This is a genomic window from Portibacter lacus, assembly GCF_021533215.1.
Classification (GTDB): domain Bacteria; phylum Bacteroidota; class Bacteroidia; order Chitinophagales; family Saprospiraceae; genus Portibacter; species Portibacter lacus.
Genome location: NZ_JAJNKA010000002.1, coordinates 277464 through 301937, shown reverse-complemented (window position 1 = coordinate 301937; position 24474 = coordinate 277464). Strand labels below are relative to the sequence as shown.

Below are 24474 nucleotides of genomic sequence, written 5' to 3'. Positions count from 1 at the left end.
ACATATAAAATATATAAATTATGGGATGTGAGAGTTGTAGCTCAGGAACCGGTGGTGTTCCGATGGGTTGCGAGAGCAAAGGCCATTGTACAAGTGGCAGTTGTAACAAATTAAACACATATGACTGGCTTTCTCAGCTAGAAATATATGACAAAAACGAGTTTGACATAGTAGAAATAAGTTTCAAGAACGGTGCAAGAAAAGACTTCTTTAAGAATGAATTAGGAGAAAGAGTTATTACAGGAGACATGGTGGTCGTTGATACAGGAAATGGTTTCGACGTAGGAAGAATAAGCCTTTCAGGGGAACTTGTTCGATTGCAAATGAAGAAGAAAAAGGTCAATGAGTCAAGACTTTTTAGCAATGTAATTCGTAGAGCACACAATCGGGATTTAGAAAAACTTCAAGAAGCAAGAGCTTTAGAAAAACAATCTTTAGTTCGAGCACGTGTTATTTCTAGAACTCTTGGGCTGGAGATGAAAATCGGTGATGTAGAATTTCAAGGAGATAAAAGAAAGGCTACGTTTTATTATACGGCCGATGGAAGAGTTGACTTTAGAGAGTTAGTTAAGCAATACGCTAAAGAATTTAGAGTAAAAATAGAGATGCGTCAGATCGGTTCGCGTCAAGAGTCTGCAAGGATAGGGGGAATAGGATCTTGTGGAAGAGAGCTATGTTGTTCTACGTGGCTTTCAGATTTTAAAACCGTAAGTACTTCTGCCGCAAGATATCAGTACATAGGAATTAATCAGTCTAAATTAAGTGGTCAGTGTGGTCGTCTTAAATGTTGTCTGAATTATGAACTAGACACTTATATGGATGCGCTTAAAGACTTCCCTAAGAAAGCTGATTACCTGAAAACTAAGTTTGGTTCTGCCCAAATGATTAAGCTTGATATTTTTAAAGGCTTGATGTATTATGGGACGAATATAGATGGAAGAAGAGGTCCAGTAGTTACACTTGATAAAGAGCAAGTGAAGAAGATCTTAGAAATGAATAAGAGAGGAGAGTTTCCTGATGATCTGATGAGTATGCAAGTAGTGAAAGAAGTTGCTCCTGAAGATGAAGATATGGGTTACGGCCAAGTAGATGGTGTCGTAGAACTTCCCGATGTAAAGAAAAAGCGAAGAAATAAGAGAAGAGGGAAGAGTCAAGGAAATAGACCTAGACCAGCTCAGAAAAGCAATAGTAACTCAGGCGAAAAATCAACTACAACGAAATCAGCTTCGCCTAAGTCAGATGCACCTTCTGGAGAGAGAAAGCCGAGAAATTCTAGGAATTCGCGAAATAGAAAACCACGAGGGAAACAACAACCTCGGAATAATAAGAATAATAGCAGTGATAAACCCACTGATAAAAAGTAAGAAATGAATAAATACGATTTAATTATCATCGGAAGTGGTCCTGGCGGATATGTTGGGGCAATTAGAGCAGCCCAATTGGGACAGAAAGTAGCGATTATTGAAAAGTATCCTACTTTAGGAGGAACTTGTCTGAATGTAGGATGTATTCCTTCTAAAGCCTTGCTAGACTCTTCAGAACATTATCACAATGCTGATAAATCTTTCGAAACACACGGTATCAAAATTTCCAACTTAGGAGTAGATCTTAAGCAAATGGTTAAGCGGAAACAAGATGTTGTAGATCAGACTTGCAAAGGTGTGGAGTTTTTGATGAAAAAGAATAAAATCGAAGTCTTTACTGGAGTTGGTTCTTTTAAGTCAGCGAAGGTGATAACCGTTACAGCTAATGATGGCTCGACGCAAGAAATCGAAGGAACTAATATTATTATTGCTACCGGTTCGAAACCTGTTACTCCGGAATCATTTAATTATGATAAAAATAGAGTGATCACTTCTACAGAAGCATTGAATATAGAAAAGCTACCGAAGAAAATGGTAGTCATCGGTGCTGGTGTAATTGGACTCGAATTAGGTTCTGTTTTTGCTAGATTAGGAACTCAAGTAGATGTTGTAGAATACATGGATTCTATAATCGGTGGAATGGATGTGGATTGTGGTAAAGAACTTAGAAGATCTCTTAAGAAATTGGGCATCAATTTCCATTTGAAACATATGGTTACTGGAGTGAAAGGAACGAAAACAGCTGTTACAGTTTCTGTTCAGAAGCGAGATTCAGAGGAGAAATTTGATCTGAAAGCGGACTACTGTTTAATTGCGATAGGAAGAAAGCCATATACAGAGGGACTTGGTCTAGAAAATACGAAAGTAGAACTGGATGAAAAAGGAAGAGTTAAAGTAGATGAGCATCTTCAAACTGGAGAGCCTGGTGTATATGCTATAGGAGATGTAATTCCTGGAGCGATGCTTGCGCACAAGGCGGAAGAAGAAGGAGTCTTTCTTGCTGAATTATTAGCGGGACAGAAGCCACACATCGATTATAACTTAATTCCAGGTGTTGTTTATACTTGGCCAGAGGTTGCTGCTGTAGGCGCGACGGAAGAAATGCTTAAAGAAAAAGGTGTTGCTTATAAAGTTGGGAAATTCCCGTTCAAAGCTTTAGGTCGAGCGCGAGCAAGTATGGACACGGAAGGAATGGTGAAAGTGCTTGCAGATAAAGAAACTGATGAAATTCTTGGAGTTCACATGGTTGGTCCTCGTTGTGCTGATTTAATCATGGAAGCCGTTGCATTAATGGAGTTCAGAGCTTCTGCTGAAGATATGGCGAGACTTTGTCATCCACATCCTACATTTACAGAGGCTGTGAAAGAAGCAGCATTAGCGGCAACTGATAACAGAGCTTTACACGTATAAGAAACTGAAAATAAAAAAACCGGAGCATCTATAAAAATGCCCCGGTTTGCGATCGATTGAGGTTAACGTCGATCTGGTTTGGTTTTAAGACTTATTTAGGTTTGGTCTTAAAGGGTTTGGCTAGGTTTTAAGCGGTTAATTATGCCACTAAGTTACGTTGAGATAAAGGAAAATGATATACGTAGATATACGTAATCTGCTGCTTTTGGTTAAATTTCTATGTTATTTCGAAGAAAATTAGCGCTTAATTAAGCTTGTCGCCATGTTTGTTCAGCCACATAAAAAGCGCATTGTGACTTGAGCCGAGGTCTAGCTTTTGGATGATGTTACTTCGATGCTTTTCCACCGTTCTTTTCGATACAAACAGCTGATCAGCAACATCTGCACTTGTCAGGTTTTGCTTTAACATCTTCAAAATCTTAATTTCAGTAGGAGTCAGTAATTCCAGATTAGGAATTTTATTATCGAAAATGATATTCCCTTTTAATTTAGGAGAAATGTATAGTTCTCCTATATGAACTTTCTGAAGGCAGTTATCTAGTTCTTCTAATGCAGAATCTTTGGTAACGTACCCTTCTATACTTTGACCCACTTCTACAAGGATTGCTTCTTGCTTATAAAGCGTCAGGATCACAATCTTTGTTTTGACATTATTTACTTTGACCTTTTTCGCAACTTCTAGGCCGGTAAGAATAGGCATGTCCATGTCTAGTATGGCAATGTCAGGGGAATGTTCTAATATGGAAAGATATGCATCATTCCCATTGTCAGAGGTGTGAAGAATTTGATAGCCATGCTGATTTAAATGTTGGACAGCACCTTGCATTAATAGAGGATGATCATCAGCTAATATTAAGGTTGGCTTCATGAGTAAGGAACTTTTAATTTAACAATGGTTCCCTTGCCTGCTGTAGAATCAATGATTAATTGTGCACCGATAATTTGCGCTCGTTCTCTTAGGGTTTTCATTCCTAAGCTATTTAACAACTGACTATTTTCTGTTAAGTCAAATCCTTTTCCATTGTCGCGAATCTGAAAAAGTATATGATCTGTATTTTTTTCAACGAGCAAATTACATGCCTTGGCGTTAGAATGCTTTTCTACATTATTAATACATTCTTGTATAATTCTATAAACATAGATTCCTTGGCTATCAGGCAAAGAAAGATTTTCAACCTCTATTTCGTGCGAGTAAAATATGTTAGAGTTATTTTGAAATTGATCTATTAAATATTCTAAGGACTTAATCAATCCTAATTTCTCAAATTGGTAAGGATGTAAGGCTTGAGATATAGATCTTACTTCACTAATTGCATTATCTACAATGTCGATATCTTGTCGTACTTCTTGCGGGTTCAGCAGGATTTTGTTTTTAATTAGGAGCAGGCTTTGGCCAATACTGTCATGCAATTCACTCGAGATTCTTTTTCGTTCTTGTTCAGTACTTTTTATTAAATCCTGAGCAAATTGTTTCTGTAACTCCGCATTGCGTTTGCTATAAGATCTCGACCGAAGTAAATATCCTATTGCCATTAATAACATCAATCCTGTACCTCCGAAAATTAGACGTTGATTTCGAGACGTTAATTGTACAATGTCATTCTCTTGCTTTATAATTTCATTTTCTTTAGCAAGTAGATTAAGCCTACTTTCAGCTGATGCAAGACGTTGTAGCCGCTCAGAGTTGGTCATAGAATCTCTAACTGAAGAAAGTAAATCTCTATTTCTAAGGGCTTCTTTGTAATTACCCATTTTTTCAAAAACCTCCGCTTTGTTTCGAAGAATCTTCTCTTCTTGTCTCTTGTTTTTTACGATATTGTTATAGTAAGAAGCACTATCCGCATAGATTAGTGCTTTATCGTATTTGCCCCAGTCTTTATACAAGCTTAAAAAATTAGCGTGGGTTCTAACTAAAGAACGCGGGTTACCACTTATTCGTCTAAGCTTAATGGATTCATTTAAATAGTCCTCACATTTTTGATAATCTTTAGCTTGTAAGTAGATCATTCCAAGGTTACCGAGTATAAGCGCAATATCTGATGAACTACCTAACTTTGTTGCAATATCTAAAGCTTCCTTAGTAACTTTCTCCGATAGATCTAAGCGATCTGTAAATTTGTAGACTAAGCCAAGGTTAATGAGATCACCGATAATATATAAACTATCATTCAGCATACTATCGATCTGATAGGTCTGATTCATGTATTTTTCTGCTAGGTCATATTGCTTTAATCGGTAATAATTTAGGCCAATGTTTCCAGCAACAATAGCAGTTCCAACAGTATCTTTTAAGTTATACCGAAGCTCGTAAGATTGAGTGAAATACTTTTGTGCTTCATCATAATCACTTAGTTCATTATAGAAAACACCAATAAAGTTAAGCGTCTTAGCAATCTGACTTGTGTCTTTTATCGCTTTCGACACAGTTAAAGCTTCCTGATGCATTTCATAAGCCTCAGAATACTTACTTAACTGCCCCAAAGAATAACCTACATTGTTCAAACTCTTTATTTCACTAACTTGATCTTCTGCTGCTCGACTCTTTTCTAAGGCAATAAGTGAATAATGTAGTGAAGAGTCTAAATTTTTATTTTCCCAATCATCCGCTAGGTCTAAATTCTCATTAATAGACAGATTGTTTCCAGATTGACCTAGAATGGAAGTTATACTGAGAAAAAATAGTATAATAATATGGTGATATTTTTTTTGGGAGATCATGGTCTACAAATCTAAGCTATTTTATCTTATTTGTGAAGCTAAGAATAGCGAACTCATCAATATTAATTAATTCGTAATACTTAATTCATCTAACCATAAACACTTATACATTCAAGTATTTGTGAAGTGAAAATGCATATCATTGGAAGCGCTAAGTAATTGATATTCTTGTATCTTGGCACTCATAATAGCAATGAAAAATAATGAAATACCTAATTACACTTATTACATTTCTTAGCTCTTTTGTATTGATTTTTGGTCAGAATAGGACTATGAATTTAGAGAGAGGAACCTATTTAGAAATCACAGAAAAGGCAAGTACTAGACAGATTCTTTCGCTTCCAGGGCAGTCGAGTACATTTATTGCGAAGGAGAATGACCTTGTTGATGAAAATTTAGCGAAGCGATTCCCAAAAATCAAAAGCTATGATCTTTATAACCAGAAAGATATAATTGTTGGAAGTTTAATCACGTCATCAACACATATTTACTATAACATTGACATAGAAAATAAAGGCACTCAAAGCTTTTTTCCGAATCACCAGACAGGTGAGTATGTTCTAGAAGAAACAACCAAGCAATATTGGGAGTGTGCAGCAGAAGAACTAAAGGGACAACTTCCTAGTTCGGTGAGGTCTAATATAGGGAAGTATAGCTATGGTGATGACCTGCAGAGCTTTAAGTTGGCCATCATTGCGACAGGTGAGTTTTATGAGCAACACGGTAATACTGACGAACTCGTGATGGCAGACATTATTAAGACCATTTCAGGTGTTAATAGAATTTTCGAGCGTGATTTTTCGTTAAATTTTACCTTGCAAGGCAGAGTGAAACTCTACAGTGATAAAGAAACAGATCCATTTACACCTAGTCTGAACGGAGGTGGCAACAGAACCATTCAGTCAGCGAATGCTTTTGTGAACGATTTCACATTTGATGAATACGATTTAGGAATAACTTTTAATTCGTATTCTGATGGATGGCCAGGTGGTGGGGTAGCAGTTATCGAAGCAGCATGTAATCCTGGAACTACAGGAAGCGGTCCTAATAAGGCTAGAATATGGGCAGCTTCTGTAGGACTTGCAGACAATGGATTTACAGCATTGGTTTCTCATGAAATAGGTCATGCTTTCGGAGCAAGGCATACGATGAATTCAGATTCTGATATTTGTATGGATGCGTTATCTCCAGATAATGCCTATGAAATAGGTAGTGGAAGTACGCTTATGTCTTATGGTGGCAAATGTGGAGACAATGATGACTATGTACTACCAGATGAAACGATCAATAATTATTTCCATTTTTCCAGTTTGTACTTAATGTCGCAATATGTGAATTCATTAAGTTGCCAACAGACTTTATTAACGGATAATACGCCTCCAGACTTGACCATAAATCCTTGTGGAATGTCTTCGTTTCAGATTCCGCTGAATACTCCATTTAGGATAAAAGCGGAGGGCAGTGATGCAGATTCAGATAATCTTACTTATGTATGGGAGCAATTCGATGAAGATGGAAGTGGAAGTCCTAATGCTGGTTTCTTAGGGGATCAAGCAGCGATGAGTGCAAGGGGCCCTTTGTTCAGAGGTTATGCGCCGAACTCAAATGCTGAAAGAAGCTTTCCAAGATTTTTCAATTACTTTCTTCAGGATCCATTCGAGTCACTTCCGAAGGTTCCTAGAGATCTAACACTTCGATGTACTATTCGAGATAACGATTCTGAAGGCGGTATTTTCACAAGTGATGAAGTTACGGTATCTGTTTTGGATATCGGGCCATTAACCATAGAGATTGATTCATTGATCGATACGATAGTAGGAGGTGAAACGATAAATCTGACATGGAATGATGATGGAATTTCCGGAATATGCGATAAGGTGGATGTCAATTTAATTTCCTTAAATGATCCGACGGTCATTATTCCGATTGCGCAGAATGTAGATTACGGTGATCTAGGTGTTTCCTATTTTGTCGCTCCTGGATTTAGCATAGACGGTAATTTTCATTTTAAAGTAGAATGCCATGTTTCAGAGTGTTTCTCATTTTACAATTATTCAAGACCGTTTTACTCTACAACCAATTGTCCTGCGCCAGAGTTATATTACACTTGTGGGTTAGAGGATGTTACAGCGAATATAGGAGCTGAAGAACTTAATTTTACAGCGCAAGCATACACAGGTGTAGGAACTTATGAAGCAGATTTCTTGATAGATAATGCCGATGAAGAGTTAGGGTTCATTAGATATACATTAGATGGAGTATGTGAAAAGGTTTTATTTCCTAGTGGGAATCCTGTTCGAACGAATTTTGAATTTGTAAATTTTCAAGTTGCAAAAAGTGGATCATATCGAATATTTAATGTAGGAGAATTTGCTGGGTTAGTTTTATTTGACAGTAATTTCGATGAAGCAGACCTGTGTAGTTCGGTTATAGATATGAATCTAATAGAATCCTCTACATTTCCTGGGACGACGACTACTTCATTTTCGAATTGGATAGATGTAGAGTTAGAAGCATGCGTGAGTTATAAACTAGGGATAACTTCTTTCGATGATGATAAAACATTTAAAGTAAGAATCTCCGGAGAATCCTTAATTAGCATTGAAAATAACAACGAATTAGATGGAAGCTTTTTCTATGTGGTAGAAGATGAGGACGGACTTATAGAAGCGATTCTTCCAGAATCAGATTTTAGAGAATTGAAGCAAGGCGTAAAAAACATTTATACTATAAAATTAGACGCGGAAACATTTAATCCTGCCGATTTTATTGGTAAAGAATTACTTGACCTAAGTCTAGATGGTGTATGCGTAGATCGAAGTGTGAATACTGCAGATGTGACAGTAATCAATCCTTTGCCAGATGTAGATAATGATGGTTTCCATACAGATGAAGATTGTGATGATAATGATCCATTAATTAACCCAGACGCAACAGAAATTCCTAATAATACGGTAGATGAAAATTGTGATGGCCTCATAGAAGGTGTGGACACAGATAACGATGGGTTTAATGCAGGTTTTGATTGTGATGATACGAATGCTGCAATCAATCCTGACGCTATAGAGATTCCTAATAATGATGTGGATGAGGACTGTGATGGTGTAGCTCTGATTATCGATGAGGATAATGATGGCTTTAATTCAGATGTGGATTGTGACGATACCAATGCAGCGATTAATCCTGATGCCACGGAAATTGTGAACAATGAGGTAGATGAAGATTGTGATGGAGTAGCTCAGATCATCGATGAAGATATGGATGGTTATAACTCTGATGAGGATTGTGATGATAAAGATGCGACTGCATATCCTGGAGCTGTAGAGATTCCGAATAATGATGTGGATGAGGATTGTGACGGTGTAGTCCTGATTATTGATGAAGACATGGATGGATTCAATTCTGACGTGGATTGTGATGATACGAATGCAGCAATCAATCCAGATGTTGAGGAGGTACCAGGTAATAGTATAGATGAAAATTGTGATGGGATTGTATTAAATTTTGATGCAGATATGGATGGTTTTAATTCAGAAGATGACTGTGATGATTCAGATGCTTCGATTAATCCAGATGCTGTAGAAATTGCGAACAACGATATCGATGAAAATTGTGATGGTGAATTATTAATCATTGATGAGGATAACGATGGCTTTAATTCCGATGTAGATTGTGACGACAATGATCCATTGATTAACCCAGATGCTGAAGAAATCCCAAATAATGACATCGATGAGAACTGTGATGGAGCGGTCATTTTAATTGATGAAGATATGGATGGCTTTAATTCAGATGTGGATTGTGACGATACGAATGCTGCAATCAATCCAGGTGCATCAGAAATCCCTAATAATGATGTGGATGAAGATTGTGATGGAATGGCTCAAGTTATCGATGAAGATAATGATGGCTTTAATTCAGATGAAGATTGTGATGATACCGATCCAGCAATTAATCCTGATGCAGTGGAAATTCCTAATAATAATGTCGATGAAAATTGCAATGGTGAGCTTAGTTTTACCGATGAAGATATGGATGGTTATCTAGGTTCTGTAGATTGTAATGATCAAGATTCGCTTATATATCCAGGTGCTCCAGAAATTCCAAACAATGGTATCGATGAAGATTGCGATGGAGAGGACCTAACAAGTAGTGTGGATGAAGAATGGCTAAGTGAGGTAAAGGTGTACCCGAATCCGATGAATGACAGGTTTGTAATTGAAATAGCTGAAGATGTCACCAACATTGAAATAATGACTTATAATGGTCAGATTGTCTATAATCAGGCTCTTCACTCAGGGAAGAATCATGTAGATTTGTCTAATAATCCAAGAGGTGTATATTTTGTAAAATTATATATGAATAATGGAGAGCGAGTGAAATTTTTCAAATTGATTAAAATGTAAATATTTTGAGAAACATATTGAGACTTGGAATTTGCCTAGGATTTTATTTTATGTCAATGTGGTCCTTAAGTGGGCAGCTTGTGCAAGAATTTCAAGTCACTTATGGAGACGGCAGTCTCGATACCTTCTCATTTCGGCAGGGAAATACTAGTAATGTTCCCGATTATAACCTTCAGAACGTAGAAGTCGAATGGGTCTCAGATATGAATGGCTCTTACTTAGTTTGCGATTCAGTGGCAGCAGATCTTTCTAGCAAAATTGCTTTAGTAGATAGAGGGGTTTGCTTAATTTCCGATAAGTATGATCATGTAGCAGAAGCGGGAGCGATAGGATTTATTTTATGCAATTCGGATAATAGTGAACTAGTGACTCTCGGGAATATGGGACCTCCATTTATTCCTGCAGGAATGATGTCGCAAGGTGATTGCGATCAATTTAAGCTAAAACTAGATGCAGATACCAGAATTAATTGGATCTATGAATATATTTTGGATTGTTCGGACGAAATGTTTGCGGAAATAGATAGTTGTGTGAATGCTTTCGATCTGGGTGTAATCTTGGATTGTCCGTTTGGATATACTAATGCAGCAGAAGCTGGAGTATCTACATTATGCAATGATAATCCACAACCTACAGGCTGTTATTCTAATGAATATGGGTCTAAATGGTATAAGTTCACGACAGGAGTTGGGATGACCAATATTGAAATTCAATTAAGTGGTTATAGAGGAAGTCCATTTCTGGAGTTGTATGAAGGAAGTGCCTGTAGCCTTCTAAGTGATCAAATTATTTGCTTGTATGGAGATTCGATTCATTTGGTAAGTGGGCTTAAGAGTGAGACAGAATACTACTGCCTAATAGGTACTGATGGTAAGAATTTGCATTCTAATATATTTGTTCATATTAAAAATGCTGATTGTGACTACTCTATTAAAGGAAGTGCCTTCCACGATGAGAACAACAATGGCGTGAAAGACAGCCTCGAAGCAACACTTTCAAACATCAAATTTCAGCATTCTAAAAGTGGAAGGATTTTCTACTCAGATGAAAACGGAGCATTCTTGACTCATTCTGTTGTAGGGCTTGATACATTTGGATTAAGTCCAGAAGAAACGTGCTGGAGAATAAGTGATTCTACAGATGTGTACTATAATTCAAGCGAAGGGACAGAACAGTGTATGGATATTGGATTGGTGAGAACTGGGAACGAAGATGAGGATTTTACAATAAGAATAAATGCAGCGCCTACAAGGTGTAATACATTGGTCAATTTTTGGGTCACCATAGAGAATACAGAATGTGCTTACTTGACTGGTCCGGTGACTGTTTTTACAGATTCATTGGTTTCTAATTTGCAATCTACGGAAGGTGATTTTCTTGTCATGGATTCAGTCTTGATGGGAAACTTGGATAGTCTAAGTGCTTCTGGTATTCAGACTTTACATTTCCAAGGAATGATTGCTGATGAAAATTTCGAAGGAGACACGATTCGAATGAGCGCAGTCTTTCAAGGAGACACGATTCATTTTAAATCTGCCATTCGATGTGCAATAGATCCTAATGATAAGCAAGTCTCACCGTCCCGAGATTACCCGAATAATTATACGTTGAACAGTGAAAAATTGACCTATAAAATAAGATTTCAGAATACGGGTTCAGATACGGCATATACCGTCGCGGTGAAAGATACTTTATCGGAGTATTTCGACCTAAGTACGATTGCATTTACGGCGACGAGTCATACGGGCGTGTTTTCGGTGGATGATGGTGTGCTGACGATGGCGTTCGAAAATATTTACTTGGTGGATAGTACAACGAATGAGGCAGAAAGTCATGGCTTTTTTGAGTTTGAAATTGGGCTGAAGGAAGGTGTCGAAGATTTTACGATAATTGAAAATACAGCATATATCTACTTCGATTTTAACGATCCGATTGTTACGAATACCACACAGTCGACTATAGTCGATGAATTAGATGCAGATACGGATGGATATTTTTTCTGGGAAGAATGTGATGATACAAAGTTCAATGTGAATCCAGGAAATCCAGAGATCCCGAATAATGATGTCGATGAAAATTGCGATGGAGTGATTGAGGTGTTTACAGCAGAAGAATGCAATGTTGTTTTCGAAGATTTTAATAGTTTTGAAGAAGGGGTTTTTGTAGGGCAATCAGGAGCTGAGAACTGGATGTTTAGAAATGTTGAAAGCCAGAATGGAAGCATATCTAATTGGGGCGCGTTCAATGTGCTAGATATCGGCTCTAATTTCAATCAGAGTTCTAATCAATACGATGCGCAAATAGTGCAAACGTTATCTTTAGAAGAGCCGGAAATAATAGAGATCTCTTTCAATTATTACAACGAATGTGGAATTGTTTCCCTTGAGTTTTACGAGGATTCGGCATTTTCAACATTTGCTGATTTAGTGATAACATCTTACGATAGTGAGAGCTTTAACCAAGCTTATTATATCCAAGGAGATACTTTTCCGAGCTGCCATATCATTCCTAATGATTTTGTGAATTATACCTTGCAACTAGATTTTATAGGTGATGAACTACGCTTGCTGTGCCCGATGGGTGACACACTGAAAGTGCCGTTCTATATGGACGCAAGTGATTTTTATGGAATAGGATGGGGATCTAATCAATGTGCTTACATTTCTGATATCTGTATTTCTAGTGAGGAATCTGCAATAGTAGATATGGATGCAGATGGTTTTGGGGAAGATGTAGACTGCGATGATAATAATGCAGCTATTAATCCTGATGCGGAAGAGATTCCTAACAATGAGATTGATGAGAATTGTGATGGAATTGCATTAATCATTGATGAAGACCAAGATGGCTTTAATTCAGATGAGGATTGTGATGATAATAATGCAGCAATTAATCCAGAAGCGGAAGAGATTCCGGGTAACGATGTAGATGAGAATTGTGATGGTGAGATCTTGACAAGTGGTATTGGGGAGTTGGGCAATGAAAACATTGACCTATATCCTAATCCTGTTTCAGACCGATTAATAATCGATCATGTAGATGGTTCTTTTTCCGCTGAGCTATTACGAATGGATGGTAGAAGGGTTTTGCTTCGAACTTCATTAAGCAATAATTCTAGTCTGGATTTGTCGACACTTCCAGAAGGAATGTACTTGTTAAAATTAAGTATGGAATCTGCTGGGGAATCTAAGGTTTTCAGGGTTGTGAAGATTTGATGCATTAATATTATTAAATTTGTGAGAGCTTATACACCATAGCATAAATTTAACGATGAAATCAAAAATAGCCTTTTCAGTTACGTTCTTACTCTTAAGTCACTTTGTTTTCACTCAAAACTATCTTCCAATTGTTAACGATTCTCAAAACATTCAATTTGAAGTCTGTCACCCAATATTTGATGGGACCTTAGAAGAAACATATGAAATTTCGGGAGATACACTGATCAATGATCTTACCTATTTTAAAATAAAAACTAATGATATAGAAGGATTTTTTCGCCAGGATTCATCAAATGCTAAAGCTTGGTTTAAAGAAGTAAATGGAGCTGAAAAGCTAATAATGGATCTAAATCTAACCGTCGGGGACTCCATTTTTATTGATTGTGATAAGTATGGAAGACGATACAGTAAAGTGACTAGCATAGACACGATAGGCACAAGAAAAACTGTGGAGTTAGATTATATCTATCCTGAAGTATATGCTACTCCTACGGATACCATAATTTACAGAACGCTAAAATTCATAGAAGGAATCGGCCCTACTGGATTCTTCTTATATCAGATAGAAGATGTGGATTTTCACAATTATGGATTTATTTTAAGAACGGTAAGAAAAAACGGCTATTTCGTCTATAGTGAATTTGAAAATTGCTATGATTTAGTTCCAGTTTCAACTAAAAATTTAGATCAAGTCCATTTTCAAATATTTCCAAATCCAACTTCAGACTTCATTGAAATCAAATCTGATCATCCAGTTGAAGATTTAAAAATATATAATATTACAGGCCAACTTATAAGTCAGCAATTCATACCACACACAAACACAAAATGGGATTTGACAGCATTAGAAAGCGGTCTGTATTTTGTCAATTTTAGAATCAAGGACAGAAATATTACCGAAATAATTGTCAAGAATTAGCATTAATACATGGTAAGCCTTGAGCTTATATTTCTCCTGGTAATCGATCTGGACATAGGTACATCACTCCCTGCTAAAATCCCTTTCACTCTATATCTTCAAGAACTTTTTAACGACCACCTGATCATCGTATTGAAACTGAGTGAAATACAGTCCAGGCTCATATGATGAAACATCTAATTTTATTTGGGCTTCAGAAGAATTAGTTTTTAGAGAATTCACCTTCGCACCTGCTGAATTGTAAATGCTGATCATCTTCAAATTGGATTGACGATCCCATTGGATTAATAAATGGTCTTTGGCTGGATTAGGTGTTAATTGAAAGTTTGTAACAGCTATCTTTTCAGTGCTACTTGTCGATAATTCTACATCTACGCAAACTTCGTTACTCTTGCAAGATTCGAAATCGCTAAACTGAACACATAGAATTCCAATACTCACCCCTTCATCCCAGACTACTTCTATTTCGTAATTAGAAGTCTGATCGAGTATCTGACCATTGGTGATGGTCCAAGTGTAATTTCCATCTACGAACTGATCAGTACTATAGATTTCATTCGTGTTAGAGAATGAAGTCATATTTCCGCTGATTTCAGTAAGCACTTTGGGTTCGTTGGTGCTTGATAATGTGAATTCCATAACCTTTTCACAACCAAGTTTATCCGTAATGCTGACACTATAATCTCCTGCAGAAAGTGCAGATATACTAGTTGTATTTTGTTCTCCATTATTCCAGGATATGCTTTGATAACCAGTGGTATTATCAATGGATATGCTTCCATTTGAGCTACTGCATGTTGGATATACGATGCTAGCTGGTTCACTTGAGTATTCAGGAATAATCCCTAACACTTCATATTCATAACTGATGTATTCTCCACCACTTTTTATACTGTCTATCTCAACTTTGAAATAAGCATCTGTTCCGCGGCTTTCATCATAAAGCTCGATCTCAGGTATCCAGACCAGTGTATGGTCACCATAACCATTGACTACTTCTTCTACGGTATACGAAATATTTTCGCCTGCTTCATTGTACATTTTAATTTTCGCAAGATCGTAGTTGGCACCCTTTTTCGAAAATGACCATCTTGGGTATATTAAGTTTTTTGGAAAATATCCTGGGCTCGGATAAGCCACAAATTCTGGATAGAATTCAGGATTTTGATTTCCTCCTATTACCCACATGGCTGTTCCCCAGTTGGTAGACCCAAAGCCAAACTCATGAGATTTCGGGTAAAGGATCCATCTTCTATGACCGACGGCTCCATTTCCTGAACCTGCATCTTGAATGTATTGTGGTACACTACCTGATGAGTGACGTCCATAACTTATATTAGACTTTCCTGCTGCTTCTATCCCTTCAGGACTGCTACATTTCCAGTCAGTAGTGGGATAATGATCCAGTTTATTCTCTGCATCCATCATCAGAATTGCTTTCTGGCATTTCTGGCTTTTGGTGTCATTAAAAACTACCTCTTGATCGACTCCCACCAATTTTCTGAAATAATTTATTCTTTGCAATGTCTTTTCCATTGCTATATCTGAAATACTACCTTCATCACAATTATCTACATCACCATTCCAGCCTAATTCATCATAGGAAACTTCCGTTGCAATATAACCTTGCTTGTAATTTTCAATAACGGCATTTCTGTCGCAAGAAATAGTGTCGGTTCGATAAGTTAAGATCACTTCGTCCCGAAATTCATCGGAGATCGGTTGGGCTGTTGCAATAGAATTTACAGTGCATGATACAAGGATAATTAAGTAGAATAATTTCATACTGATAAGTTGATTTTTATGAGATCTAATTAGAAGACAAGGGTTTATAAAGGAACCACTAAGAGGAAAAGCAATTCTAAGCATTAAAGCGATAAAACACTTACTAATAAATCAGAAATCTTCTAATAAATTGGTAGATATGACACACGCTTTATTGATTCCCAAACTTTGCGATTCGTCCACTGGAAAAAATTGACAACTATAAAAAAACATATTAGCTACACAGATAAATTATACACTCCGTACAAAATTCGCTTGATGAACGTTATTTAATTAATCAAAAAGCTTATGGTTATGAAAAACGCTATTGTACTTTTCCTTTTGACATTGTTTCTTCTTTCGTGTAGTAAAAGAGAAGATCGAGTAGTAAATTGCGCGAATTATAAAACAGCTTTACTCAGTTTTGATTCAGATTTATTGGTTGCAGAAATGGATAAATTGACAGAAGACTTACTTCCAGTTCCTATAGAAAGTGATGAATTAGGACACCATCAAAACTTGAAAACCTTAGTAAGTAAATTAAATTCAAGTTGTTCAGAAGTTAGTGCAGAAATAAAATGTTATGCTTGTGTCAAGACTTTGCCTACCCAGTCAGAAATAAAAGTTGAATTAGATTCTCTTGGTACGGAAGTAGTAAGAGTAATAGATATTTCTACACCTGAAAATGATCCGTTGCAAACTCTTGGAGCACATTATTTATAGGAATACTTTAATACAGCTCTTAATAGAGCATGTTTTATCTTAGAGAAAAAAATAACTATTTATTATAAAAATAACTTCTTCCAGATTGCTTATTGAACTTAGGAAGAGGTAACATTGACCTAGAGAAAAACCTATGCGTTAACTTTAGTTTCAAACTCCTCACTTTGTCATTTAAACGAATATTTTAATATATTCAGCCTTTGAAAATTAAACATAAATTTAATGAGCACACTGAAAATTACAAGAATCGAAATTATTCCGATAAAGATAAAACTTAACGAGCCCTTTGTTATTTCTAAAGGACCGTTAACACATGCAAGAAATACGGTTGTAATTATTCACACTAAAGATGGAATATTCGGAACAGGTGAGTGTTGTCCATTCAGATCCATTCATGGTGAGACGCAAAAAGGGACTGTTGCAGCCGGAAAAGAGTTAGCAGAATTATTGATTGGGGAGGACGCTCGCGAGATTCATAAAATCGTAGGGAAGATAGATAAAGCACTGGCTGGGAATGCATCTATTAAGTGTGCGATAGATATGGCATTATATGATTTAAATGCTAAAGCCGTAAATCTTCCGTTGTTTAGGTATCTACAGGGTGATGCGAACAAGAAGATGTATACGGATATGACGATAAGTCTATTAGATAAAGAAAAAATGGCTGAAAAGGCTGTGAAATATGCTTCTGATGGATTTCCTGTATTAAAAGTAAAGTTAGGGGATCGTCCTGCGCATAAAGATATAGAAAGAATTGCTGGCATTCGAATAGCGATCGGACAAGAAATTCCTTTGAGAATTGATGCGAATCAAGGTTGGAATTATCTAGAATCGATAAGAGTGTTAGAAGGGATTCAGGATATGAATATAGAACATTGTGAAGCGCCAGTGCCTGCGGGTAATATTAGAGATAGAAGAAGATTGGTAGATACAAGTCCAATTCCAATTATGGGAGACGAGGCCATATTTAACCATCATGATGCTTACTTGAATTTGGTAGAAGGTGCAGTGGATTTGATCAATATCAAATTAGGAAAATCAGGAGGAATACTTCATGCTATGAAAATTGCAGGAATTGCTCAGGCAGCTGGAGTGTATTGTCAAGTTGGATCTTTTTCTGAAACTCGTTTAGGAATATCAGCATTGGCTCATTTTTCTATGGCGTGGGACAACATTATATATTACGATATGGATTCGCCGTTAATGCAGTCACAGGATCCTATTCAAGGAGGATTGGTTTATCAGAAGGACTGGCAAGTTACAGTGGATGAAACACCAGGGATCGGAGCGACCTTTGATGAAAAGTTTTTGAATAAGTTCGAAAAGTTAACAATTGAATAAAATATAGAATTTCGGAACTTAATCAACGTTTTTTCGATTAACCCGAATGTAATGCCTGTTGGTTTCAGGCGTGTAAATAAGTTTAATAAAAATTTATATAATGAAAAATTCAATTTTTACTACTTTACTTTTGTTGGTTGCATTTGTGTCTTCTTCTGTGATGGCTCAAGTAGACGAGCAAGAAAATTCTATGAGCCTTGGGAATAAGAATGCATTAATCATCGATGTCCAGAATGTTGATACAAAACAGCTTGAAAGTTACTTTAAGGAGTACTTTAAAGAATGGGGGAAGGTGAAATACAATAGAAAAGCTTCTGAATATTATATGAATGAAGCAAAGTTGAAGCCTGTATCTTCTGAGAAAGTTAACCTTTATGCTAAGGTGGAAGAACTTAACAAGGCATCTAGATTACTGGTATGGATAGATAATGGAGATGGATTTGTTAACTCTGAAGATTTTGAAAAGGAATATGATGCAGCGGCTGAAATGCTTGTTGACTTCAGTATTTTCGTTGAAAAGTCTTTAGTAGAGGATGAATTAAAAGAAGCAGAAAAGAATCTTGGAAAGATGGAGCGAGATGCTAAGCAACTGGAAAAAGACAATGAAAAGTACAAGAAGGCGATAGAAGATGCTAGACAGAAGATTCAAGAAATGGAGGAAGCGATTATCGACAACGAAAAAGCTCAGGATGATAAATCTGCGGAATTAAAGATTCACCAAGAAGCGCTAGAAGAAATTAGAGAAAGACTGAATAATGTAGGGAAGAATAAGAAGTTGAAAATGTAATTTCTAACATTCTGATATTTTTCTGAAAATTTGTTTTTTTGTGAAATGAATTAAATTGAAAAAATATTATTTCAGCTAAAGTATTGAAAATTAGCTGTATACAAATCCATTGGCATATATTTTAATAAATATAAATATGTCAATGGATTTTTTATTTATTATAAGTTGTTCTAATGTTAGACAAGGAAAAAGTTATAAACAGAAAATGGAGGTTATCCACAAATAACTAACCTCTGTTTTGTTCCACTAAAAATTCGTCTAGCTAATTTATTTTAGCTTTGTCGAGTTAAAACGAAATGAGTAAATGGCAGATCAACCAAAATCACTAAAATCTACGAATAATAGATTAAAAGCTGTTAAGACTGAATCAGATCCTTCTGCATTAGGTTATGGAAGGGTATTGCCTCAGGCAATTCCACTTGAAGAAGCAGTATTAGGTGCAATTATGGTGGACAAAGATGGACTAACTTCTGTTATCGATATTTTACGGAAGGAAAGTTTCTATAAAGAAGAACATAAGTACATCTATGAAGTGATGTTGGAGTTGTTCGAGAAATCACAGCCTATTGACTTATTAACAGTTCATGAATCTCTTAAGAAAAGTGGACATCTAGAATCTACAGGTGGAGTGAACTACCTGATGGATCTTACACATCGAGTGGCATCAGCTGCTAATATTGAATATCATGCAAGAATCGTAGCGCAGAAATTTATTCAGCGTGAACTGATTAGGGTATCAACAGAAACGATTAAAGATTCCTTCGAAGATACGACAGATGTATTTGAATTACTAGATGCTGCAGAGCGGAACCTTTATGAAATCACAGAGCAAAACTTAAGTACCGGTTTCGAATCTCTGAAAGCATTAGCGGTAAAAGCTAGAAACGAAATAGAAACTGTAAGTGCGAAGTCGGATGGTCTGACAGGAGTTCCTACTGGTTTCGAAGAATTAGATAAGATGACTTCTGGATGGCAGAAATCGGATTTGGTGATTGTCGCAGCTCGTCCAGGTATGGGTAAGACCGCTTATACGCTTTCACTTGCTCACAATGCTTCCAAATTTGGTAAAGGTGTAGCGATATTCTCTCTGGAGATGGCCAACCTTCAGCTCGTCAATCGTTTGATTGCCATGGAAGCTGAAGTGGATTCTAGATCTTTAAGAAACGGTGACTTAAGTACGGAAGAGTGGGATAGACTGCATGCAGCGGTAGAGCGACTTTCAGAATTACCTATTTATATAGATGATACACCAGGTATCAATATTTTCGAATTGCGGGCGAAATGTAGAAGACTAAAACAGAATCATAATATAGAGATGATCATCATCGATTATCTTCAGTTGATGACCGGTGCACCTAATGGTGGAGGAGGAAATAGAGAGCAAGAGATTTCTACTATATCGAGAGCTCTGAAAGGGTTAGCAAAGGAATTAAGTGTTCCAGTACTTGCACTTTCGCAGCTGAGTAGGGCAGTGGAAACAAGGGGAGGGAATAAGCGACCACAACTTTCCGATCTCCGGGAATCTGGAGCGATCGAGCAGGATGCGGATATGGTAACCTTTATTTATCGACCTGCATATTACGATCTAGAACCAGAAGATCCAAGTGTTCCAAGAGATGCGGCAGAAATTATTATTTCTAAGCACAGGAATGGTTCGTTAGGTTCTGTGTTCTTGAAATTTATTCCTCAATTTGTTAAATTTGCGGAGCCAGATAATATGGGATTTGGTGAATTACCAGCAATGGGAGATCCGTTTAGTACAGGAATTGTAACTAGACCATCGAAGATGAATGATGACTCTTCAGATATCCCTAACATTCCATTTTAAAAGGCTAACATGCGTTTCTAATTCATAGAATTAATAACTAATTTCGATCATTAGCGGAGATGTAACATTTTATTTATTGCATTCATCTTCTTTTTAAAGATCGTATATAGCGGAGGATTTCCGATTTATAAATATAATATCATGCGTCTCAATAAATACATCGCACATTCAGGAATTTGTTCTCGTAGAAAAGCGGGTGATTTAGTGAAAGCTGGAAAGGTTTATGTTAATGGGCAACTAGAAATCAACCCTTCCTACATGGTTACCGATACGGACGAAGTAGTTTACGATGGGAAATCACTGAAGTTAGAAGAAAATAAGGTTTATATTTTAATGAATAAGCCTAAGAATACGGTAACGACGCTAAGTGACGAGAATGGTAGAATGACGGTGAGAGACATCATAGGTGATAAAGTAAAAGAGCGTATCTATCCTGTGGGCCGCTTAGATCGTATGACGACCGGGCTTTTATTGTTAACCAATGACGGAGACCTTGCCACGAAATTAGCGCATCCATCGGGAGAAGTGAAAAAATTCTATCGTGCTGTATTGGATAAGAAAATTTCAGATGAAGATGTAGAGAAGATTAGAAATGGAGTTACACTGGAAGATGGTTTTATTAAAGTAGATGGTGTAGACTTTGTAAAAGGCGGAGAAAGCATGGTTGTAGGAATAGAATTGCATTCAGGAAGAAATAGAATCATTCGAAGAATCTTCGAGCACTTGGGTTATAAAGTCGAGCGACTAGATAGAGAATATTATGCTGGATTAACGAAAAAGGATCTGAAGCGTGGATGGTGGAGACACCTGAAGGAAAAAGAGGTGATCATGCTTAAGCACTTTATAAAGTAAGCCACACGTTTTTCTTTTAGGTCAATTTTAAAGCCCTTTTCTATTTGCTTTTATAATCCTCCCTACAAGGTACAAATACATCGATCACTTTGCAATCCGTTAAGGCCACAGCAGAATGTGGGACATCTGCTGCTATATTAATATAATTTCCAGCAGTTACTATTCTTGTTTCACCATTCACTGTAAATTGGAATTCACCTTCTTGAATAAAGCTCGTTTGCTCATGAATATGATGATGCTCTGGGAGCACAGCGCCTTTACTAATATTAAAAAATGACATACTCATCTTATCTGTGTGAATAATCTTCCCTACGATGCCGTCGATGACTTTGAAGTCCTTTATGTCTGCGATATTTTTGAATATATTATAGTCCATGTTGTAAAGTTAAATGCTTTATTCAATTTCAAGATTTATCCAATAGACAAAAGCGCTAGCACTATTCCTAGGAGTGCAAGTGGTAATAGTCCGGTGAGTAAACTAAAGACTAGTCCGAACCATGCCTTTCTTCTTTCTTTTCTGAAATCATCTTTTTTATGCTTGGTCTTTTGTAATAGCATAATGGCAAGGATGTCGCCAATAAGTGCCATTCCGAATCCGACAAGAATTAAGTAGGGTAGACCTGCAAAAATGGATACGATTAAGACAACTAAGGATAATGAGCCTATGATTATAGCTGCATTAGCAAGTTTTTCTATCGAAATTCCAGCTCCAGTTTTGAACCACTTCTTTACAAGCCAAGTTTTTGCCTTTTGCCAATGATTCTTTATCGACCTTTCCTGAGATGTTGTGCTTAATTGATTATATACTTCCACCGAAATTGGGTTGGTAGCAAGTAATGACGACTGAAATGAAACCGTTAAAGAAATAAATGCAATAAGTAGATATGATTTTTTCATAATCAGATTTTTTGATCAGTAACATTATCGAATTATTTCAACATATTACACATGAAGACTCACTAGAAAAAGGCTAGTAAGACGAGTATTATTAGTGCGAAAACCACTAAAAGTGAAAGGATTGTTACTGAACTTAGAACCAATCCCCACCATGCTTTTCTTCTTTCTTTTTTATAGGATGACTTGTCTTTTTTCGTTTTCTGTAAAACAATGATTGACATGATAATGCCTATAAGTGCTGCTAAAGTAGCAAATGTCAAAAGGAGTTCTAAAGCGGTGCCACCAGCGAAAAAGGTGATCAGTGCGGCTAAAGAAGCAAGTCCCAATATTACTGAGAGATTCGATAAGCCATTCGCAGAATCCTTCTTTCCTATTTTCAACCATTTCTTAACAAGCCAAGTTTTAGCTTTCACCCATAATCTTTCACCATGGATATCATCTTTCGCTAACTGCATTTCAGTAAATGCTTCTACAGAAATAGGGTTAGTTGCTAGAAGTGAGGATTGTGAAAGGGAAACTAAAATAAATGCTAGACTTAAAATGATTTTCTTCATTGTGCTTTATAATTACCTATTTAATATATTTCAATTTTAATTATTAACGTGTTAAGCTAGATTTCTCAATATTTCTAATGATATATTCATACTGAAGATCCCCGAAACCTAAGTGATTGTGTTCCCTTAGAAGCTTACTTATGAGTTTCCTTTTATCCATTCCTTCTTCATTTAAAGCCAGAATGATTTCTTTTTCGAGTTCAGAATGCTCACCATTGATGACGAATATTTGAAGAGCATTCTTAAGCGCTTCTCCTAAATATTCAAAAGTAGTCGACTGAATACTCTCGAATTTATGTATTTCTTTACCACAAAAATACATCCACGCCCGATCAGCAAGCAATAGGTCTGACTTTTCTAAGATAGTTCTTTTGTGAAATAACTTAGGATAGTCATCTGAAGAAATTTCTCCAAGACCTAATCTTCTTTCGCTATTAGGATAATCACCTACACAGACAAGTGAGATTTTCACCTTTTTCTTATTCCTTAGGAGATAAGATAACATGGCAATCATGTTGATTTGGCAGAATAGATCGTGCTCGAACCAAAGAACGATTTCTCTTCCTTGGAATCTTTTTAGCTTCAGGAACTCATTAATGACTTTTCGTTTGTATTCTACCAATTTCGAACCGAAAGCTTCTTCCATAAATTGAGACCTCATTTCCCAGAACAATTCACTGTCTAACTGGTAGAATAGCGGACCTTGTACAAGAGCTTCTCTCCATACCATAATATTGCCAGAGATGCCTGTCATGGCAAATTTTTCCTTCGTGGAATCTCCATTCAAAATATGTAAAGTCGAGCTGCTCAATTTAAAGACATCGTAGGTATTAGACTTAATCCATTGTGAAACAAAAGTTCATTATAATCATAATCCATGAAGCGAGTTAAAGGTAGCTTTTCTATTAATTGGATCAGTTCACTTTCAGAACTAACTAGAAATACTCCCCAAAGCTTCGTTCTTTCCTTCGAAAGAGAGTAGGATAATAATTTGCCTTGAGCGAAAAGTCGACTGATTGCATCTCGTTGACTTGGGATTTTAGACTCGAACTCTCCATCTATTTGATAATAGACATCAAATTCCACCATATATTGTCTGTTGTCCTCCATTTACTCAAAAGCTTGTAGATTAAAGATAAGCCTATTCTCTATTAATCTAGGAGAAAAGCTACGAAAAGTCAGTTTTATTTCAAGATCAAATGTTTCTTTTTTCATTAAATCATTCACATTAGAAAGGGCACTCAGTAGCGGTAAAGTCGTATCGTTATTGGTGTCGGAATTAAAATCTAGGTAGTAAATTTCCCTTTGAATTTCGGGATTATCAGAATCAACGAGGAGAATAGAAACGCGATCGATGAATTGATAATTCGTTTCCCCGAATCTAGCATTTAACTCGCCTCTTCCTGCTTGAATAGTTTTTATCTGGCTTGTATCGACATTAAAAGTTGACAAAAATCCATTGATTGGATTTTTAATATCCTGAATGACAAAAGAATGTGTTAATATCCCTGAAAGACCTGGTGGGATTTCGAAATCAACTTCTAGTGGCATATTAAATAAAGGTTCGATATCCTTGTTGCATGAGGATAATCCTAGGACTAATAAAAAATAAACTAAAAATTTCTTCATATAATTACAATGAATATCAAATTGAATTATCAAATTAACGACGGCGGAATGTAAATAGTTTATA

General features: G+C 36.5%; 19 protein-coding genes. 10 read left to right on the top strand and 9 right to left on the bottom strand.

Annotated features, from left to right (window positions below; all coding sequences use genetic code 11):
* Positions 1-20: 20 nt before the first annotated feature.
* Together L2586_RS03705 and lpdA are read left to right on the top strand one after the other, a co-directional pair.
* The gene (locus L2586_RS03705; RefSeq protein ID WP_235291439.1) at positions 21-1364 is read left to right on the top strand and encodes a PSP1 domain-containing protein; all 1344 of its coding nucleotides are present in this window, start codon (positions 21-23) and stop codon (positions 1362-1364) included.
* A gap of 3 nt (positions 1365-1367) precedes the next feature.
* Entirely contained in the window at positions 1368-2774 is a 1407-nt protein-coding gene (lpdA, locus tag L2586_RS03700; protein ID WP_235291438.1) for a dihydrolipoyl dehydrogenase, read from the top strand.
* A 244-nt stretch (positions 2775-3018) separates the two neighbouring features.
* Here the strand turns inward: lpdA and L2586_RS03695 are convergent, their stop codons facing one another.
* A complete protein-coding gene (locus L2586_RS03695) occupies positions 3019-3642 on the bottom strand; it encodes a response regulator (protein ID WP_235291437.1) in 624 nt (207 codons plus the stop codon).
* Entirely contained in the window at positions 3639-5492 is a 1854-nt protein-coding gene (locus L2586_RS03690; protein ID WP_235291436.1) for a tetratricopeptide repeat-containing sensor histidine kinase, read from the bottom strand. The genes L2586_RS03695 and L2586_RS03690 overlap by 4 nt, the downstream gene beginning before the upstream one ends.
* A 203-nt stretch (positions 5493-5695) precedes the next feature.
* Here L2586_RS03690 and L2586_RS03685 point away from each other — a divergent pair, with 203 nt between their 5' ends.
* Genes L2586_RS03685 through L2586_RS03675 form a run of 3 tightly spaced genes read left to right on the top strand, consistent with a single transcriptional unit; the run spans position 5696 to position 14035 of the window.
* Entirely contained in the window at positions 5696-9898 is a 4203-nt protein-coding gene (locus L2586_RS03685) for a MopE-related protein (RefSeq protein WP_235291435.1), read from the top strand.
* A 5-nt stretch (positions 9899-9903) separates the two neighbouring features.
* Positions 9904-13113, top strand: a complete 3210-nt coding sequence (locus tag L2586_RS03680; RefSeq protein WP_235291434.1) for a DUF7619 domain-containing protein — start codon at positions 9904-9906, stop codon at positions 13111-13113.
* Positions 13114-13168: 55 nt separating this feature from the next.
* Positions 13169-14035 carry a T9SS type A sorting domain-containing protein gene (locus tag L2586_RS03675; protein WP_235291433.1) on the top strand — a complete coding sequence of 289 codons (867 nt, stop codon included), beginning with the start codon at positions 13169-13171 and terminating at the stop codon, positions 14033-14035.
* A gap of 90 nt (positions 14036-14125) precedes the next feature.
* On the opposite strand, the gene L2586_RS03670 is transcribed toward L2586_RS03675, so the two are convergent.
* The gene (locus tag L2586_RS03670; RefSeq protein ID WP_235291432.1) at positions 14126-15820 is read right to left on the bottom strand and encodes a T9SS type A sorting domain-containing protein; all 1695 of its coding nucleotides are present in this window, start codon (positions 15818-15820) and stop codon (positions 14126-14128) included.
* Positions 15821-16114: 294 nt separating this feature from the next.
* Here L2586_RS03670 and L2586_RS03665 point away from each other — a divergent pair, with 294 nt between their 5' ends.
* The 5 genes from L2586_RS03665 to L2586_RS03645 all read left to right on the top strand — a co-directional run bounded on the left by L2586_RS03665 (position 16115) and on the right by L2586_RS03645 (position 21330).
* On the top strand, positions 16115-16522 hold the full coding sequence (locus L2586_RS03665) for a hypothetical protein (RefSeq protein WP_235291431.1): 408 nt from the start codon (positions 16115-16117) through the stop codon (positions 16520-16522).
* 222 nt (positions 16523-16744) lie between these two features.
* On the top strand, positions 16745-17863 hold the full coding sequence (locus L2586_RS03660; protein WP_235291430.1) for a mandelate racemase/muconate lactonizing enzyme family protein: 1119 nt from the start codon (positions 16745-16747) through the stop codon (positions 17861-17863).
* Positions 17864-17963: 100 nt separating this feature from the next.
* Entirely contained in the window at positions 17964-18650 is a 687-nt protein-coding gene (locus tag L2586_RS03655; protein ID WP_235291429.1) for a hypothetical protein, read from the top strand.
* A gap of 304 nt (positions 18651-18954) precedes the next feature.
* Entirely contained in the window at positions 18955-20478 is a 1524-nt protein-coding gene (dnaB, locus tag L2586_RS03650; protein ID WP_235291428.1) for a replicative DNA helicase, read from the top strand.
* Between the two features lie 141 nt (positions 20479-20619).
* On the top strand, positions 20620-21330 hold the full coding sequence (locus tag L2586_RS03645; protein WP_235291426.1) for a pseudouridine synthase: 711 nt from the start codon (positions 20620-20622) through the stop codon (positions 21328-21330).
* A 40-nt stretch (positions 21331-21370) separates the two neighbouring features.
* On the opposite strand, the gene L2586_RS03640 is transcribed toward L2586_RS03645, so the two are convergent.
* From L2586_RS03640 to L2586_RS03615, 6 genes are all read right to left on the bottom strand, one after another.
* Positions 21371-21706, bottom strand: a complete 336-nt coding sequence (locus L2586_RS03640) for a cupin domain-containing protein (protein WP_235291425.1) — start codon at positions 21704-21706, stop codon at positions 21371-21373.
* Positions 21707-21741: 35 nt separating this feature from the next.
* Positions 21742-22227 carry a hypothetical protein gene (locus L2586_RS03635; RefSeq protein ID WP_235291423.1) on the bottom strand — a complete coding sequence of 162 codons (486 nt, stop codon included), beginning with the start codon at positions 22225-22227 and terminating at the stop codon, positions 21742-21744.
* Between the two features lie 62 nt (positions 22228-22289).
* Positions 22290-22781, bottom strand: coding sequence for a hypothetical protein (locus tag L2586_RS03630; protein ID WP_235291421.1), 492 nt, complete (start codon positions 22779-22781; stop codon positions 22290-22292).
* 43 nt (positions 22782-22824) lie between these two features.
* Positions 22825-23535, bottom strand: coding sequence for a hypothetical protein (locus L2586_RS03625; protein WP_235291419.1), 711 nt, complete (start codon positions 23533-23535; stop codon positions 22825-22827).
* A 53-nt stretch (positions 23536-23588) separates the two neighbouring features.
* Positions 23589-23891: a muconolactone Delta-isomerase family protein gene (locus tag L2586_RS03620; protein ID WP_235291418.1), complete on the bottom strand. Its 303-nt coding sequence runs from the start codon at positions 23889-23891 to the stop codon at positions 23589-23591.
* The gene (locus L2586_RS03615; RefSeq protein ID WP_235291417.1) at positions 23892-24410 is read right to left on the bottom strand and encodes a lipoprotein; all 519 of its coding nucleotides are present in this window, start codon (positions 24408-24410) and stop codon (positions 23892-23894) included.
* Positions 24411-24474: the final 64 nt, after the last annotated feature.

Coding starts and splice junctions, on each gene's coding strand:
- L2586_RS03685 (WP_235291435.1), top strand. CDS start 5,696: ATGAAATACCTAATTACACTTATTACATTTCTTAGCTCTTTTGTATTG.
- L2586_RS03660 (WP_235291430.1), top strand. CDS start 16,745: ATGAGCACACTGAAAATTACAAGAATCGAAATTATTCCGATAAAGATA.
- L2586_RS03665 (WP_235291431.1), top strand. CDS start 16,115: ATGAAAAACGCTATTGTACTTTTCCTTTTGACATTGTTTCTTCTTTCG.
- L2586_RS03620 (WP_235291418.1), bottom strand. CDS start 23,891: ATGGAGGACAACAGACAATATATGGTGGAATTTGATGTCTATTATCAA.
- L2586_RS03640 (WP_235291425.1), bottom strand. CDS start 21,706: ATGGACTATAATATATTCAAAAATATCGCAGACATAAAGGACTTCAAA.
- L2586_RS03635 (WP_235291423.1), bottom strand. CDS start 22,227: ATGAAAAAATCATATCTACTTATTGCATTTATTTCTTTAACGGTTTCA.
- L2586_RS03645 (WP_235291426.1), top strand. CDS start 20,620: ATGCGTCTCAATAAATACATCGCACATTCAGGAATTTGTTCTCGTAGA.
- L2586_RS03625 (WP_235291419.1), bottom strand. CDS start 23,535: ATGACAGGCATCTCTGGCAATATTATGGTATGGAGAGAAGCTCTTGTA.
- L2586_RS03705 (WP_235291439.1), top strand. CDS start 21: ATGGGATGTGAGAGTTGTAGCTCAGGAACCGGTGGTGTTCCGATGGGT.
- L2586_RS03695 (WP_235291437.1), bottom strand. CDS start 3,642: ATGAAGCCAACCTTAATATTAGCTGATGATCATCCTCTATTAATGCAA.
- L2586_RS03630 (WP_235291421.1), bottom strand. CDS start 22,781: ATGAAGAAAATCATTTTAAGTCTAGCATTTATTTTAGTTTCCCTTTCA.
- L2586_RS03670 (WP_235291432.1), bottom strand. CDS start 15,820: ATGAAATTATTCTACTTAATTATCCTTGTATCATGCACTGTAAATTCT.
- dnaB (WP_235291428.1), top strand. CDS start 18,955: ATGGCAGATCAACCAAAATCACTAAAATCTACGAATAATAGATTAAAA.
- L2586_RS03675 (WP_235291433.1), top strand. CDS start 13,169: ATGAAATCAAAAATAGCCTTTTCAGTTACGTTCTTACTCTTAAGTCAC.
- L2586_RS03615 (WP_235291417.1), bottom strand. CDS start 24,410: ATGAAGAAATTTTTAGTTTATTTTTTATTAGTCCTAGGATTATCCTCA.
- L2586_RS03655 (WP_235291429.1), top strand. CDS start 17,964: ATGAAAAATTCAATTTTTACTACTTTACTTTTGTTGGTTGCATTTGTG.
- L2586_RS03690 (WP_235291436.1), bottom strand. CDS start 5,492: ATGATCTCCCAAAAAAAATATCACCATATTATTATACTATTTTTTCTC.
- lpdA (WP_235291438.1), top strand. CDS start 1,368: ATGAATAAATACGATTTAATTATCATCGGAAGTGGTCCTGGCGGATAT.